Source organism: Nonlabens sp., assembly GCF_018401815.1.
Classification (GTDB): Bacteria; Bacteroidota; Bacteroidia; order Flavobacteriales; family Flavobacteriaceae; genus Nonlabens.
On record NZ_JAGYKG010000002.1, the window covers coordinates 366,860 to 383,244 of the forward strand.

Below are 16,385 nucleotides of genomic sequence, written 5' to 3' on the forward strand. Positions count from 1 at the left end.
CTTATACAACTCCTGAAAAGCTTGCTTTTTAGGAGTTTTTATTTGGAGTCTATATTAAAAGGTTGAACACATATCTGTTCATTTTATTCTGTAAAGCCAAAATGAACAGGATATTTTTATTACTAAATTAGCAAAATGGAAAAAATAAACCTTCATGTAACTGACGAGACTTCACGGCTGAGAAGTGTCGTTTTGGGAACCGCACGCAGCAATGGTCCGGTCCCATCTGTAGACGATGCTTACGATCCTAAGTCTCGCGAACATATCATTGCGGGAACCTATCCTACAAATGAAGACATGATCAACGAGATGGAAGCTGTAGCAGCCGTTTTTGAAAAGTATGATGTTCAAGTCTTTAGACCAGAACAACTAGAAGATTGCAACCAAATCTTTACTAGAGATATAGGTTTTGTCATTGACCATATATTTGTAAAAGCAAATATTCTTCCTGATCGAGAAGAAGAACTGGATGCTATTCAGTATATAGTTGATCAAATGGATCCTAATTACGTAATACGACCACCAGAAGAAGTGCACATAGAAGGCGGTGACGTCATGCTATACGGCGATCATATATTTGTTGGGACCTATAGAGGAGAGGATTATAAAGACCATATTATCGCCCGCACCAATGTCGAAGGAGTACAGTGGCTTAAAGATAGCTTTCCTCACAAAAAGGTAGTTTCTTTTGATTTGAGAAAAGATAATTTAGATCCTTATAATAACGCCTTGCACTTAGATTGTTGTTTTCAACCAGTAGGAGATGGCAAGTGCATCATACACAAAAACGGCTTTTTAATAGAAGAAGAATACCAGTATTTAGTAGCATTCTTCGGACGTGAAAACTGTTTTGAAATTACTCAAGAAGAGATGTATCACATGAATTCAAATATTTTTTCTATAGCTCCAGATGTGGTGGTGTCAGAAAAGAATTTTACCAGATTAAACGCTTGGTTGCGCAGCCATGGAATAACTGTAGAAGAAGTTCCTTATGCAGAGATTTCCAAACAAGAAGGACTTTTGAGATGTTCTACTTTACCCTTAATTAGAGACTAGATGAGACAGATTACCGACACTATTTTAATGGTTCGCCCGGTGCAGTTTCGGTTGAACGAAGAAACTGCTGTAAATAATTATTACCAAGATGGTAAAATTAGGATCCTAGATCCTAATAAAAAAGCACAAGATGAATTTGATGCTTTTGCAGCAGCTTTAGAAGAAAAAGGGATACGTGTTTTAATTGTACAAGATCAGATAGAATTTGATACTCCAGACTCTATATTTCCAAACAACTGGATCTCTACTCATGAAAATGGAGATATTGCCTTATATCCCATGTTTGCAGAAAACAGACGTCGAGAAAGAAGACCAGATGCCATAGAATTGATGGAGGCAGAAGGTTTTCAAATCAACAATGTCATTGATTACAGCAGTGCTGAGGAGGAAGGTTACTTTCTCGAAGGTACTGGTAGTTTATTGCTCGACCGAGTAAATCGCAAAGCATATTGCAGCATCTCACCAAGAGCAGATGAAGAGCTGATGATCGAATTCTGTGAGGATTTTGAATACACTCCAGTAATTTTCACCGCTTATCAAAGCGTAGAAGACAAAAGACTGCCTATTTATCACACCAATGTCATGATGGCTCTAGGAGAAAATTACGCAGTGATTTGCTTGGACTGTATAGATGATAAAAAAGAGGCTAAAAATGTGCTGAAACACCTTAAAGAAGACGGTAAAGAAGTCATTGTTATTACCGAAAATCAAGTTGAGGCCTATGCGGGTAATATGATCCAGGTACACAATGATAAAGGGGAGCGCCTTCTAGTAATGAGTGATAGCGCTTATAAGTCGCTTACAGCTTCTCAAATTGCCAAATTAGAAAAGCACAACGAGATCCTTCATCCTTCTATTGCAACCATAGAAACATTAGGTGGTGGCTCGGTAAGATGTATGATGGCAGAGGTCTTTTTACCTAAGGCATAACTTAATACCTCTCTAAAAAAGGCAGCATTAATGCTGCCTTTTTTAGAGAGCACAGTGTTGGTATGCGTTATTCTTGTAGGTATTATTTTCCGGTCGCTATATGCCTGATCATTCCAGAAAAAATAAAATAGTGAAAAGGCAGCATCGAATACCAGTACAATCTACCCCAAATACCTCGAGGTCTAAAGGTAGCTGTTTGATGCACCACGTTGTTTTTATCGATTTCAAATTCTAGCCAGGCTTCACCAGGTACCCTCATCTCTGCAAAAAGCAGCAGTCTTTTCTCTTCTTTATCTGCCACAAGTACACGCCAAAAATCCAGCGCATCTCCAGCGTATATTTTGTCTGCATTTGTGCGACCGCGTCTTAATCCGACACCACCAATAAGCTTATCTACTGCACCGCGTATTTTCCATAAAAAAGTAGCGTAGTAATACCCGTTTTTGCCACCTATAGACCAGATACGCTCTAAAGCGGCTGCAGCATCTGAGGTTTCTAGTTGCTGTGCATCCTTTAGGCATCCATAGCTAGGCACCTTTTTATATTTATTGAGACTGCGTTTAAATCTGCTGCTCACCATCGAGTCTTTCCAGCTACTTACCACTTGGTTTTGCTCTATTTTTGCAAATGCCATATCCAGTGCTTCTTGATAGTTGTACAGTTCAATACCTAATCTTTCTGCTAAACTATTTGTTGAGGCAATTACTTCGATCGCCATACTGTCGACCAGATTTTGAGCCAACTTATAACTGGTACTAGTTACAAAATACAACCAGTAACTACTCAGTTTAGGAGTCATAATTGGAACAGTAAAAATATAGAGTTTTAAACCCCTATTTCTAGCGTATCCTAACATCATTTCTTTATAGGTCAGTATGCTTTTTCCGCCTATGTCAAAGCTCTGATCGTAACAATCTTCTCTCCCTAAAACACCCATTAAAAAACTCATGACATTGCGTATCGCAATTGGATGTGTTTTAGTATTGACCCATTTTGGAGTAACCATTACGGGTAGTTTTTCACAAAGATCTCGTACAATTTCAAAAGAGGAGCTACCGCTACCTACGATGATTCCTGCTCGTAATACGGTCAAATGAAAATTACCGGTATAGAGTATGTCTTCTACTCGCTTTCGCGAAAGCAAGTGTTTGCTTAGCTGTGCTTCATTGACAATCCCAGATAGATAAATGACCTGTTGACAATTGGTTTGCTGAATCAGCTCCACAAAACGATGGGCACTATCAGCTTCCATTTGATCAAAATGATCCGTACTAGAAGACATAGAATGGATCAAATAATAAGCGGCATCAATATCCTTAGGTAGCGCGTGATCTCCAGGCGATTTGAGAAAATCAATTTCTATAATTTCAATTTGGTCTTTGATCTCTTGAGGTACAGAAAGTCTTGCAGCACTGCGTACCGCACAAACAACTTCGTGATCTTCTTTTAATAATTCATAGAGAAGGCGCACGCCTATATAACCGTTTGCTCCTGTAAGTAATACTTTCATAAGTTAAAGATAGCATACAAATGCTGTAACTAAGGTATAAGTTTGTTAAAACAAAAACGCCATCTAGAAGATAGCGTTTTAGACAATGTGATAATTTCTTATTGTTGTTTAAGGATCCTTATTTTTTTGTTTAAAATAGAGCGATTGTCATCACTACTTCTATCGATAAGTTTATTGTAAGGATCTATTCCCGCCTCAACAGGTAGATCGTCTACTTCGATCTCAAAAGTATTAGAAATATCAGTTATTTTTATTTTCTTTAAATAAAGTACTTTTGCTATTCCTGTTTTCTCCTCTTCTTTACCGAAAACCCCAACCTCAATATAATCAGCTAGGGGTAATGAGTTTAGGGCTTTATTTTTTCCTTCAGGAGTATAAGAAATACTCTTACCTGCTGCATTCTTATAAACAGATTTCCCTTTTTCGTCAGACCTATACTTACTAACTATCGCATCTATAGTTACCAGATATTTGCCATTTTCTAATTCGGTATAACTTGCTTTTTTTACTTTGTTATCATATAAAGTTATGGTTTCAAACATATCAGTAATTAGATATTGCAAAGAGTCTGGTGTTACGGCTCTAATGTCATCTACAAATTCTGTAGCTACAGGATAAGGCGCACCTTGGAACTGATACTTTTCGGCAAATCTCTTGATGACATTATTGAATTTTTTTTCTCCGAGATAATCGCTCATGGCGTAAAGCACTAAAGAACCTTTTTGATAATGAATGTATTGTTGATTTTCATTGTACATCAAGGGGTTTTCTTTTATTTGCTCAAAGGTTCTTCCTAAAAGATAGCCATCCATGGACACTTTAAGAAATTTGCGCATTTGTTCTTTTCCGTTGGTTTTTTCTAAAACTTTCAATGAACTGTACTCCGATAAACTTTCTGATAAAAGCGTTGCTCCTTTTGCGTTGGCACCTATGACCTGATGCGCCCACCATTGATGTGCCAATTCATGAGCCGTGACACTAAAAGGATAATCTACATTATCATTGTCATCATCATCTACGTCTGCAATAAAACCTATAGCTTCACTAAAAGGAATGGTATTTGGAAAGGCTTGAGCAAAGCCTCCACCAGTTCTAGGGAATTCAATAATACGCACTTGTTTATGTTGATACGGGGTGTAGTTATCGTTATAATAATCTAATCCATTTTTTAAACCATTCATCATGCGATCTATGTTGTAAATATGATCGGGATGGTAATAGATTTCAAGTTTTATTCCGTCGTGTTCCTCTCTTCTTACATCGTAGCGACCACTTAAAAAAGCGTAGAAGTTTAAGATTTTAGAGTCCATTTTATAGTGAAAGTATTTTCTTCCACCTTCTTCCCATTCTTTAATTAGGTAACCTGGTGCAATAGCAATCTGGTCGCTTGAAGTGCTCACAGTAGCTTCAAAATCGATCCAATCACTATTACCGCCTATGTAATTGTTGTCTCTAGCGCCAGGAGCATCGGGATCAGGTAAGCGGTCTTTAGGAGGCAAGTTGTACTTCTCTCGTATTTGTGTATTGCGTATTTCGCCTTGCTCGTCGTACCCTAAAGATGGAAATATACTGTTGTTGATGAAAGTTCCATTATGAACAACCGGAGAATTATTGTTAAAGAAGGTATTAGGCTTATTCTCAGTTGTAAACTTCATAATTAAGGTATCACCAGGCTGCAAAGGTTTTTCCAATTGATACATCCTATAGAAGTAATCTTTTTGATCATAAACAATTTTAGTCGTTCTATCTAGATCAATTGCAGTTGGGCGGTCGGGATAGTTGACATGTAGGGTATCTATGGCAAGGGATGTTTGATTTACTAAGGTGTAGGTCGCACCCGCTTTAAAATCTCTAGTATCTGGGAAAACGTCCATAAAGGTAGTTACGGCTACTAGACGGGGTTGAGGTGCTGTTGCAAATTTGCTTAGCTCTTTTTCGTAGTTGACGCGTTTTACTTCTTGTTCTTTTCCTGAAGTTTGCTCATTATCTATATTGTTGACCTTCCATATATACCCCCCTATAGCAAAGAACCCTATCAAAGAAATGCTTAATATGGTTATTATTGGTTTGGATAATCTCGCTTTCGCGAAAGCGACACGTTCTTTAATATTGGTATTCATACCTCTACGGTAGAATACTATCGAAAGCGAAAATAATGCCGTACTCAATAAAATCCAATAGACTCTGTAAGTAAAATAACGGGCGAGTCCATCACCATAACCATTCATATCACTTGGGCTTGGAGCTCCTGCACCTTGATTGAATATAAACTGACCTTGCTCAACACCTAGCGCATTTAATAATGCAGGTACTCCTAAAGCCAGCACTAATAAAACAATTAAGCCTACCCACTTATTTTTAATTAAGGTATGGATGAGTAAGGACATTAGTATCCATGGAATGAAATCCCATATATTAATTACGTATAAATCAAAGAGGTATAAAGGCAACTCCACCTCAAAAAATCCGTTATAAAACTGTATGATCACACCACTCAAGATAACAATAACCAGGAGGGTAGCTACCATAAATAACAGCGCTATAAATTTAGAGAGCAACATGCTCCAGTTTTTAGTAGGTGTTACATCTACGAGTTGATTGATGTGTGCTGCTTTTGCACGGTCCATAATCAAACCACTGTATAAATAGATTAATAAATAAGCGAAAGTGCTAAAAATACCACCTGCAAACTGCAGCATTACCCATGTTTTAGGTAAAATATCTGTTCCGTATTGTTGTCCTGTAATCAACATTGTGAGCAATGAAAAAGCAAACGCTACACAACCAATGATGATAAATGGCCATCCTTTAACGATATAGGAAGTATCTGATTTTGAAATAATCCACGAAGTTTTAAGCTGTCCCAAAAATGATAAATCTTGCTTAACACGAGGCATGATTACTTTTTCTATGGTGCCGAAATTCTTCTTAATGACACGTTGTGATTTTTTCCTAGTAAGAGAAAGGCTTGAAGGATTTTGAGAGAAATTGAAGCCAAATAGAACTCCAACGAATACCATTAATGAAATTCCTAACCATATCAAGCGGTTGTATAATAAGGTTCCTTCTAAGAGAATCAATTGTGTGCTCTGTTCTTCAGGTGTCCAGTATTTGATTTGTGCATAAGTTGCACTATCTCCTGTAGGTTCTAACAATTCTACCCAGTAGGAGTCATCCATTGTTGGTACGCTGCTTTGAGCCGCGATCTGAAGGATGATGATCACCAATACCAACATAAATCCTATATTCACATTTCGTAAAAATGCAGTTATAGCGAATACAATAGCCCCATAAAAAAATATATTAGGAATGATGTAAATCAAAAATGGTTGAAGGTAATTCATGATCTTGAAAGGGCCTACTAACTCTTCATTTGCTCCAGGCAGGTAAAAGCCTAACGTAATACCGAGCAGGCTTGCAATAACCACTATAATGCTTATTGACATTCCAGCACTAAATTTGGCTAAGAGATAATTCCATTTAGTTAGTGGATAAGAGTACAACACTTGATGCATGTTGTTATTAAAATCTCTTTGCATGGTGCCACCTATAATCGAAGGAATAAGCAAATAAGACAGTATTGCAAAAAAGCCCAACAAACCGTAGATTCCTACAGCACCATTAAGTTGAATAGCACTTGTTACAGTCACATTATCACTGTCAAAAACACCCACCGCAATAGCAGAAATAGTGACAGACAATAGAAAAAGTACGGCTGTATATAGGTAAAAAAGTGGTTTCTTGAACCAAGTTGTTATCTCGTGTAAATATATAGTAGAGAACATATTTAGGCTTTTTCTGTTTCGGCAATGAGTTGATCATTACTAAGGGTGGTGAAGTAAACATCTTCTAACGAAGCTGGTGCTTTTGTGAAAGATTCACCAGGGCTTTGTTCCCCAAAAACCCGAACATTTAATGTATTATCCTCATTATAATTAGAAGAAATGACATTAAAGTCTTTTTGCAGTTGTTCGATGGCATCTCTAGCTACCGTTGTGGTCCAAATTTTACCTGTAAGCGCAGCCACCATTTGCTTAGGAGTTGCTTGAGCCAGGATCTTCCCGCCGTTCAATATGGCCATATCGGTACATAATTCCTTGACATCATCTACAATATGAGTAGAGAAAATAACGATGTGGTTGGTTCCTATTTCCCGTAATACGTTGAGGAAACGGTGGCGCTCTGCTGGATCAAGTCCTGCGGTAGGTTCATCAACAATGATTAATTGAGGGTCGTTCAATAAAAGTTGAGCGATACCAAAACGTTGCTTCATCCCTCCAGAATATCCTGCGACATGTTTGTGTTGAACATCGGTTAGGTTGGTAACCTCTAGAGCTTTGGCTACAATAGCATTGCGCTCTGATTTACTGGTAACGCCTTTTAGACTGGCAAAGTAATGCAGCAAATCATTCGCACTCATTTTAGGGTATACACCAAATTCTTGTGGCAAATAACCTAAGGTTTTTCTAAACTCAATCTTGTTGTTTAAAATGTCTAAACCATCTAAATGTATGCTGCCCGAATCAGGAGACTGCAACGTAGCTATGGTTCTCATCAGAGAAGATTTACCAGCACCGTTAGGACCTAATAGGCCAAACATTCCTGCATGGATATCTATGGATACATCATCAAGTGCTTTTACACCATTAGAATACGTCTTGGAAACATTCTTTAAGCTAAGAATCATGTGATGGGATTTTAGGGTTGCAACGTTAGTACCTCTTCTTCATAATTTGTTACACCTTTATAGCACAAAAGTTAAAAACCACACACAGCCCAAAGGGAAAGGTGAAATTCAAAAAAAAGCATGTTCTACACGGTACGTTTTAAAAAGGAAGAATGTAATCTTCAATGCTATAAAAGTAATTTTAATTTTTGCTAGTTGACAATTTTATAAATCATCAATAAATTCAAATCCTTGATCTAGTTTTAATTGAGATAACTTTTCAAAAAATTTATGAATGCGTTTGTGGTCGGCTTTTACTTTTACAAAGTAATTATCTCTGTGAATACTGTATTCTTGAGCGCGACCTTTGTAGATCGTAAGTTTGTAATACGGGATTGGTAGTGCATAGGTCTCTAATAAAGATCGGAACCTAAGAACGATTCCTTTTTCACGTATCTCGATATTGCAGGAATTGGCATTGTTATCCAGTACCATTAAATTGTGAATCTGTATGCTGCAAGAATTGATCAACAGCTTAGGGGATCCAGATCCTTTTATTTTCCAGCGTTCTTTTAAGGTGAGAACGGCACCTACTTCCTTAGAAATTTCTCGATCAATTTTTGGGTTGTTATAAGAGACGTTATGCAGCATAAAAAAAGTAGGGTTCTTGGATCAGTTATTAGTTCAGTAAAATCAAATGCTTGATCCAATTAGTTCGTTGAATCTCTAAAGCCTTTCATAATACTTATCTTTGCGGGCTTAAATTTTTTACTTATGACGCTGTTTCAACAACTAGAACAGGCTACGAAGGAAGCTGTACTATCTATTTTTTCTATTAAGCTGCAAGATGTGGAGATTACGCTTACGCGAAAGGATCAAAACGGAGACTATACCATTATGGTATTTCCTATGTTGCGTCATATTAAAGGCAATCCAGCCGCAATAGGTGAGCAAATTGGAATTTATCTAAAAGAACATACAGACTTGATCACCGATATCGAAGTTATTAAAGGGTTCTTGAATATTAGCGTCTCCTCCACAGCCTTCTTGACCGATTTTAATCGCATACTTAGTAATGAGAAGTATGGCACAGTTGAAGTAGATGCAAGTCAACCCGGAGTAATGGTAGAATACAGTTCGCCCAATACCAACAAGCCACTTCACTTAGGTCATGTTAGAAATAACCTGTTAGGTTATTCGGTAGCTAGTATTATTAAGGCTACGGGTCGTAAAGTCAATAAAACACAGATCATCAACGATCGGGGTATTCACATTTGTAAATCCATGCTGGCTTGGGAGCAATACGCTAATGGAGAGACACCAGAGTCTACAGGTTTAAAAGGAGATCAACTAGTAGGAAACTACTACGTTAAGTTTGATCAAGAATATAAAAAAGAGATAGCCGTGCTTATTTCAAAAGGCAAGACCGAAGAAGAAGCAAAAAAAGAAGCTCCATCGTTATTAGCAGCTCAACAAATGCTTCAAAAATGGGAGCAAGGTGATGCTGAGGTAGTAGCCCTTTGGGAAAAAATGAACTCATGGGTCTATGACGGTTTTAAAACTACCTACCATAATTTAGGAGTTGATTTTGATAGCTTGTATTACGAAAGCAATACCTATTTGTTAGGTAAAGATGTTGTACAACAGGGGCTCGACAAAGGGGTGTTTGAAAAAGACCCTGATGGATCGGTATGGATCGACCTTACCGAAGATGGACTGGATCGAAAAATCGTACTGCGCAGTGATGGCACCTCGGTGTATATGACCCAAGATATAGGAACTGCTATACAACGTGTAAAAGATCACGACATTAATTCTATGGTGTATACCGTAGGTAATGAGCAGGATTATCACTTTAAAGTATTGTTTCTTATCCTAAAGAAACTAGGTTTTGATTGGGCAGAGAACTTGTTCCACCTAAGTTATGGAATGGTAGAGCTTCCTTCTGGAAAAATGAAATCCCGTGAAGGAACTGTAGTTGATGCCGATGAGTTGATGGAAGAAATGACATCCACTGCTAAAGCCATCGCGCAAGAACAAGGGAAACTAGAAGGGCTTTCTGAACAGGAGAAAGAACGACTCTACAACATGATCGGATTAGGAGCTTTAAAGTATTTTATGCTGAAAGTAGACCCTAAAAGAAGCATGCTGTTTGATCCGGTGGAATCAGTAGATTTTCAAGGGAATACAGGCCCGTTTATTCAATATACACACGCGCGTATCCAATCTATTTTACAGAAATCTGGATTTGATTCGAGCCAATTAAATAGCGCGACCAATTTAGAATTGACAGACAAGGACACGGCAGTAATCATGTCTTTGCAACAGTTTCCAGAAGTGATTCAGAGCGCGGCAGATAAATACAGTCCAGCGCTAATAGCAAATTATGTGTACGAACTGGTCAAAGAATTCAATTCCTTTTATCAAAATGTTCCTAAGATTGTAGAAGAAGAAAATGCCGACTTCAAGCAATTCCGTTTGTTGTTGTGTTATAAAACTGCAGCGGTTGTAAAAAGCGCTTGTGCCTTATTGGGAATCGAAGTTCCTGAGCAAATGTAAGCTAGTCTTTGAGCTGGTGAGTTGGTGAGTCTTTATAGGAAAAACTTTTGGAATGCCATAGGTGGTTACCTCCAGAAAAATTCAGAGCACATTTTTAAATGCTAGCAAAGTGACAGCACTGAAATATGTCTGTGATCCATTTTGGATACAGCGGACCTTCTAATGAAAAAGAGAATTGAAAACAGCGACTAAAATCTTAGTTCAGCGCATCCATTTTTTTGGCAATCACATCGGCAGCAGCGTAGGCTTTATCACTTGCCGTGCGGTCTGTAGTAGAAAGGCTGTGGTATTCTTTCATGAGTTTTTGATATTGCTCTTGCAATTTTTCCATCTCACTTTTCTTTTTGAATAATCCGAACATTATAATCTTTTTTAAGTAGTCGAGAATATACCAACAACTTTCCGTAAAACTTGTCACTCCCTAAAGAGTTCCTGAAAGTTAGGTTCCTAATTCTCAAATATTACTTCTTTTGATGCTCACCGCATTTGCAAACCATTGAAAAGCAAAAAAGCTGATCAAAAAGGCAGTCACAAAAACATTCATAACGTCTTCTGTAGTAAAGCTAATGTAAAGAGCAATTCCTGCGATCAGTGTCATGATTCCAGCAGCGAGCGGCATCATTAAAGCAGGTTTAGTTTCCATGTAAAACATGCTCCACGGAATCATTAAAATAAGTCCGGCTATAGCGAGCATTAAGAATCTGAAATCGTCCAGGAGTAGGTATCCTGCCACACCCGAAAAGGAGATAAGTATGCATACAGCTGTAAAAATAACAGCTTGTTTTTCTTTTTTACTCAACAGGAACTTGGCATATTTATTAAAGCTGAATAGCAATTGGGACACAGGACCTATCACCCACGTGCTCAAGGCAATTAAAGCCAGAAGAACTACTACTGGAGTAAGAAAAGGTTCTAACGCGGGAACTGTTTCTGCTGCATAGCTAATGGCTCGAGTTCCCAAATAAAATCCAATGATAAAAAACCACTGGTATTTGGCGCCCATATTCCCCAGCCAAAACTGATATTTCAAGAACCATCTGTACACAAAATATCGGGCTTGCAAAGCTTGCATCATCCCGGCTTGGGCATAAGAATTATTAGGGTCGTACTTTAAGGCTTCTTTAAAATGTTCTAAAGCTGCTTTGTGATCGCCCATCTCCAGTTTGTTCCAACCGTAATTGGTATGCGTATAAGAATCTTCCGGGTTTTCCCCCAAGGCACCTTTTAAAGTTTCTTCTGAGGCAGCTCTTTTATTTTGCTTGAGTTGGGAAGTGCTTTTTACATTGAGTGCAAGCAGGTTAGCTGGATCTAGAGATAATGCTTTTTCGGCGAGTTGCTCTGCGTCTTTATACCGCTTTCGCGAAAGCGAAACATGAGCCAGCATGGCATAATTTTGTGGTTCTTGAGCATTCAGGCTTATAGCTTCTTTAAGTAATTCTTCAGCTTCATCATACCGCTCTACATCCAACATAATTTTCGCTTTAGTAGCGTACAGTTGGGCCATGGATGGAGCGAGCCCTATGGCGATATCAATAAAGTGCTTTGCTTTTTTAGGGTCGCCTTGAGCAAGGTTGACCTCGGCAAGAAGATGCAAACAAGAGATGTCGTTGGGGTCTTGAGTCAGCGCTTGGTTGAGAATGTCTTCCGACTGAGAATACCTTCTTTGTTGATAGAGTAAATAGGCTCTTTCGTATAAAGCTTCAGTCATTACTTTTTGATTTTTAAGTAATGAAGTATATCATCATATAGCCCAGATTCATTAGCATACACTGCAAAGTTTTTGGCAGTGACAAACCATTCTTTGGTGCTGGGTTTGTGTTGTTTTAAGGATCTTAAAAGGTCTTTAGTCGTCAGTGGTTGAGGTACACCAGACTTGATCGCGTCTTCTAGTTTATTTTCTATAGCGATATCGATCACGGCTTCTATATCAGCACCCGAGTACTCTAAAGCTTTTTTTGCCAGTGCTTTTGTGTCTATAGCTGTAGTGGGTTTTTCTTCTAGCTTTAGATCAAAAATAGCTTCCCGTGCTGGAGCATCTGGTGGGGGTACAAAAAGGATGCGGTCAAACCTTCCGGGACGGCGGAATGCCGTATCCAGATGCCAAGGCATATTCGTGGCTCCTAAAACTAATAAGCCTTCGTTATCGTTAGAAATACCATCCAGTTCTTGTAAAAACTGATTGATCAGGTTTTTACCCGCACTTTGTTTCATGTCACTACGGCTGGCACCTAGTGCATCGATCTCGTCAATAAAAAGAACACAAGGGGTGTTGTTTCTGGCTACTTCAAAAATACGGTGTAGGTTTTTTTCTGAATTACCAATCCACATATCCAGAATATCGTTGAGGTTTAAGGATATGAATTTGGCATTAATTTGTCCAGCCGTGGCTTTTGCAATATAGGTTTTACCACATCCTGGAGGACCGTACAGTAGAATTCCACCACCTATTTTCTTACCGTAGGCTTTATAAATTTCTGGATGTAGTAGGGGTTGCACAATTTTAAGGTCGATCTCTCGCTTGACATTTTCCATGCCACCTACATCCTTAAAACTGATTTCTGGTTTTTCTATAAAAATACTGGATTCATTAAATCCGTCGTCATAATCATCATCGTAATCGTCGTCCTCATCGTAGTCATCTCCAGCGCCGTTAGAAGGCAACCTCAATTCCTTATCCAATTCGTCATCACTAAATTCAGGATGGTATTTTAGTAAGTCTTGATAAGCATCTATAGCTTGTTCTATATCGTTAGATCGCACTAAAGACCTGGTATAAAATAAATGCGTATCGAGATCCTTATTTCCTTCTTGGATCAGACTTTCTAAAATCACAATGGCTTTAGAATAGTTTTTCTGTTTATAAGAAATAAGTGCCAGTCCTATTCTCGCCTTAGGCTCTGCCTGGTATTGTAAAATAATCTCGTATTCTTCCTCGGCTTCTTCCAGCATGTTTGCCAGACGCAGGGATTCTGCAAGGTGCAACCTTAAAGGAATATTGTCTGGAGAGAACTCCAGAGCTTCTCGTAAATTTTGAATTGTCTTATCGTCCATTTCTCTTCTTCAATCTTTTCTAACTTTTAAACCTCCATGCCACAAATCGAGACTCTTTGTTTCCTGTAGCCATTTCTATCACTTTCACTTCTGCCTGAAGTTTTTCCAATTGCTTTAAGGGTTTTTTTAGGTGTTGCTTACGCGAAAGCAGACAAGTAAACCATCCTATTTGAGCTTTATAAGCAACGGATTCTTTAATCATGCGCTTGATAAAAAGGGCTTCCCCACCGTTACACCAAAGCTCGTGAGCATGACCAGCAAAGTTGCGTCGCTCTTCATAAGTACCTAGCTTTCTCTGTTTGGACAGGTTAGCCTTTACCGCTTCTTCTTCACTCCCATAAAAGGGTGGGTTGCACATGGTGAAATCGTAGCGTTCTCCTTCTCGAATGACCCCTTTAAAGATATGACCTTTATCGATTTGATGGCGTATTTCTATCGAGTCCATTTTGGAGGTATTTTTTTTCGCAAAAGCAACACTCTCATCCTCTACATCACAGCCTACCATCTTCCAGTCGTAAATCGAATTCCCTAAAATAGGATAGATAGCACTGGCGCCACAACCTATGTCCAAGCCATCTTTACTTCCCTTTCCAACAAGATCTGCCAAATGGTGTATATAGTCTGCACGACCAGGGATAGGTGGGTAAAGAGAACCTTCTGGAAGTTTCCAATAGGTGACTTTATAATGTTGTTTTAATAAAGCGGTGTTGAATTCCAAAATAGAAGCCGCGTCACTAAAATCAATAGTCGCAGCACCAGCAGGACTTTCAACAAGATGATTTCCTAATTCTGGATGCGTAGCTATTAGTTTTTGAAAGTCGTAACCGTACCTGTGTATGTTTCTTAAATGCATGCTGCAAAGATACTTTTTAGTGCGCTGTTTTCGATGATTTTATAGCTTTAAAAGTTCCTTTTTGCCGCGTTATCGACCAAGGTATTTTGCAGGGGTGCATACTCAACATCCTTACCAACCTTTTAACACTTGAGGGAGTATACGTTCATTTTAATTTACAGTGAATTTAAGGCCTACAAGCAAAGGCTTTCTAGAAGTGGGAATTGGAAGATCCGTAATTATAAGGCGTTAAATAGCCGTCAATAAGGGGGTATCGGTATTGGTTTTTAAGTTATGCTGCAGCAAAAGCGATTTTAGGGTTGTTGCACTTCAATTTTTAACAAGTAGGTGGGTTTAATAATGGTCATCTTAAAGACGTATCTTTGCAAAAATGTTCGATTATGAAAAGCTTTGTTGATCTGAACCTCAAAACGCCCTTGCAGAACGGGTTAGAAGAATTGGGTTTTGAGACCATGACACCTATTCAAGAGGAGGCTTTTCCAGTCATTCTTTCTGGACGTGATATGATAGGAATCGCGCAAACAGGAACTGGTAAAACTTTGGGTTACATGCTGCCATTGTTACACGAGTTAAAATACGCACAGATTGATGATCCTAGAGTGTTAGTTCTAGTTCCTACTAGAGAACTGGTAGTGCAAGTAACAGAAAACATCAAAGAGTATTCTAAATATATGAATTTAAAAGTATTGGGAATCTACGGAGGGGTCAATATCAATACTCAAAAGAAAGCCTATGCAGAAGGTGTTGACGTTCTTGTAGCTACACCTGGGCGATTATATGACCTTATCGTGAGTCAGACGGTTAACTTTAAAAACTGTAAAAAGGTGGTGATCGATGAGGTAGATGTGATGCTTGATCTAGGTTTTAGATTTCAGCTGACTAATATTTTTGATCATTTGCCTAAGCGACGTCAAAACATCATGTTCTCAGCAACAATGACCGCTCAAATAGAAGATTTTATAAAAGTATATTTTTATAACCCAGATAAGATTTCCATTGCAGTTTCTGGTACGCGATTAGAAAATATAGAACAGTCTTGTTATGCCGTAGAAAACTTCTACACCAAAGCAAATTTGCTCATGCACTTAGTAAGTGATCAAGAGCAATTTCATAAAGTACTGGTCTTTGTAGGAAATAAAAAGAGTGCCGATAGACTTCAAGAAGTGATGAGTCCTCATTACGGAAGCGAGATTTCTGTTATTCACTCCAACAAGACACAAAATTATAGATTGCGATCTATTGAGCTTTTTGATAAGGGGGAAAGCCGCATTTTAGTAGCTACAGATGTTATGGCTCGTGGTCTGGATCTGGATAAAATCTCTCATGTTATCAATTTAGATGTGCCAGCATTTCCAGAAAACTACATGCATCGTATCGGAAGAACGGGTCGTGCCGAAGAAAGGGGTAGGTCTATTCTTTTTTACACAGAGAAAGAAAAAGATGATAAAGAAAGGATAGAGGGACTCATGAATTATAAGATTCCTGAACTGGCTTTTCCTGAAGAAGTAGAGGTCTCCAAGCAAAAAACGCCTGAAGAGAAACCTATAGTGCGCGAGATGTTTAATCCGCATAAAGCGATCGAAGACGAGCGAGGTGCTGCTTTTCACGATAGAAGTGAGAAAAATTCTAAGACCAATGAAGGCGGTAGTTACCGCCGCATTATAGCAGCGAAGTATAAAAAACCTAAAACTCGAGGTGATAAAGGAGCGAATAGGCGCCATAAGAAATAAGCATAAAAAAGCCGTTTAAGAAACATTTCT

12 protein-coding genes are annotated in these 16,385 nt (G+C 38.5%); 4 read left to right on the forward strand and 8 right to left on the reverse strand.

Going from position 1 to position 16,385, the window contains the following annotated elements; all coding sequences use genetic code 11:
- Window positions 1–135: 135 nt before the first annotated feature.
- Both KG732_RS06055 and ctlX read left to right on the forward strand, forming a co-directional pair.
- On the forward strand, window positions 136–1,056 hold the full coding sequence (locus KG732_RS06055; protein ID WP_213521559.1) for a dimethylarginine dimethylaminohydrolase family protein: 921 nt from the start codon (window positions 136–138) through the stop codon (window positions 1,054–1,056).
- Complete coding sequence (gene ctlX / locus KG732_RS06060) at window positions 1,057–1,986, forward strand: citrulline utilization hydrolase CtlX (protein WP_213521560.1); 930 nt, start codon at window positions 1,057–1,059, stop codon at window positions 1,984–1,986. It abuts the gene before it with no gap.
- 82 nt (window positions 1,987–2,068) lie between these two features.
- Here the strand turns inward: ctlX and KG732_RS06065 are convergent, their stop codons facing one another.
- The 4 genes from KG732_RS06065 to KG732_RS06080 form a co-directional block, all read right to left on the reverse strand.
- A complete protein-coding gene (locus tag KG732_RS06065) occupies window positions 2,069–3,496 on the reverse strand; it encodes an SDR family oxidoreductase (protein ID WP_213521561.1) in 1,428 nt (475 codons plus the stop codon).
- Between the two features lie 98 nt (window positions 3,497–3,594).
- Window positions 3,595–7,281, reverse strand: a complete 3,687-nt coding sequence (locus KG732_RS06070; protein WP_213521562.1) for a M1 family aminopeptidase — start codon at window positions 7,279–7,281, stop codon at window positions 3,595–3,597.
- Window positions 7,282–7,283: 2 nt separating this feature from the next.
- Window positions 7,284–8,183, reverse strand: a complete 900-nt coding sequence (locus KG732_RS06075) for an ABC transporter ATP-binding protein (protein WP_213521563.1) — start codon at window positions 8,181–8,183, stop codon at window positions 7,284–7,286.
- A 204-nt stretch (window positions 8,184–8,387) separates the two neighbouring features.
- On the reverse strand, window positions 8,388–8,813 hold the full coding sequence (locus tag KG732_RS06080; RefSeq protein WP_213521564.1) for a hypothetical protein: 426 nt from the start codon (window positions 8,811–8,813) through the stop codon (window positions 8,388–8,390).
- A 123-nt stretch (window positions 8,814–8,936) separates the two neighbouring features.
- Here KG732_RS06080 and argS point away from each other — a divergent pair, with 123 nt between their 5' ends.
- Window positions 8,937–10,721: an arginine--tRNA ligase gene (argS, locus tag KG732_RS06085; protein ID WP_213521565.1), complete on the forward strand. Its 1,785-nt coding sequence runs from the start codon at window positions 8,937–8,939 to the stop codon at window positions 10,719–10,721.
- A 196-nt stretch (window positions 10,722–10,917) separates the two neighbouring features.
- On the opposite strand, the gene KG732_RS06090 is transcribed toward argS, so the two are convergent.
- The 4 genes from KG732_RS06090 to rlmF all read right to left on the reverse strand — a co-directional run bounded on the left by KG732_RS06090 (window position 10,918) and on the right by rlmF (window position 14,625).
- Window positions 10,918–11,082, reverse strand: coding sequence for a Lacal_2735 family protein (locus KG732_RS06090; protein WP_213521566.1), 165 nt, complete (start codon window positions 11,080–11,082; stop codon window positions 10,918–10,920).
- 93 nt (window positions 11,083–11,175) lie between these two features.
- Window positions 11,176–12,429, reverse strand: a complete 1,254-nt coding sequence (locus tag KG732_RS06095; RefSeq protein ID WP_213521567.1) for a tetratricopeptide repeat protein — start codon at window positions 12,427–12,429, stop codon at window positions 11,176–11,178.
- Window positions 12,429–13,772 carry an AAA family ATPase gene (locus KG732_RS06100; RefSeq protein WP_213521568.1) on the reverse strand — a complete coding sequence of 448 codons (1,344 nt, stop codon included), beginning with the start codon at window positions 13,770–13,772 and terminating at the stop codon, window positions 12,429–12,431. Before KG732_RS06100 ends, KG732_RS06095 begins: the two co-directional genes overlap by 1 nt.
- Before the next feature lie 19 nt (window positions 13,773–13,791).
- Entirely contained in the window at window positions 13,792–14,625 is an 834-nt protein-coding gene (gene rlmF, locus KG732_RS06105) for a 23S rRNA (adenine(1618)-N(6))-methyltransferase RlmF (protein ID WP_213521569.1), read from the reverse strand.
- A gap of 380 nt (window positions 14,626–15,005) precedes the next feature.
- Between rlmF and KG732_RS06110 the strand changes: the two genes are divergently transcribed.
- Entirely contained in the window at window positions 15,006–16,355 is a 1,350-nt protein-coding gene (locus KG732_RS06110) for a DEAD/DEAH box helicase (RefSeq protein WP_213521570.1), read from the forward strand.
- Window positions 16,356–16,385 lie beyond the last annotated feature (30 nt).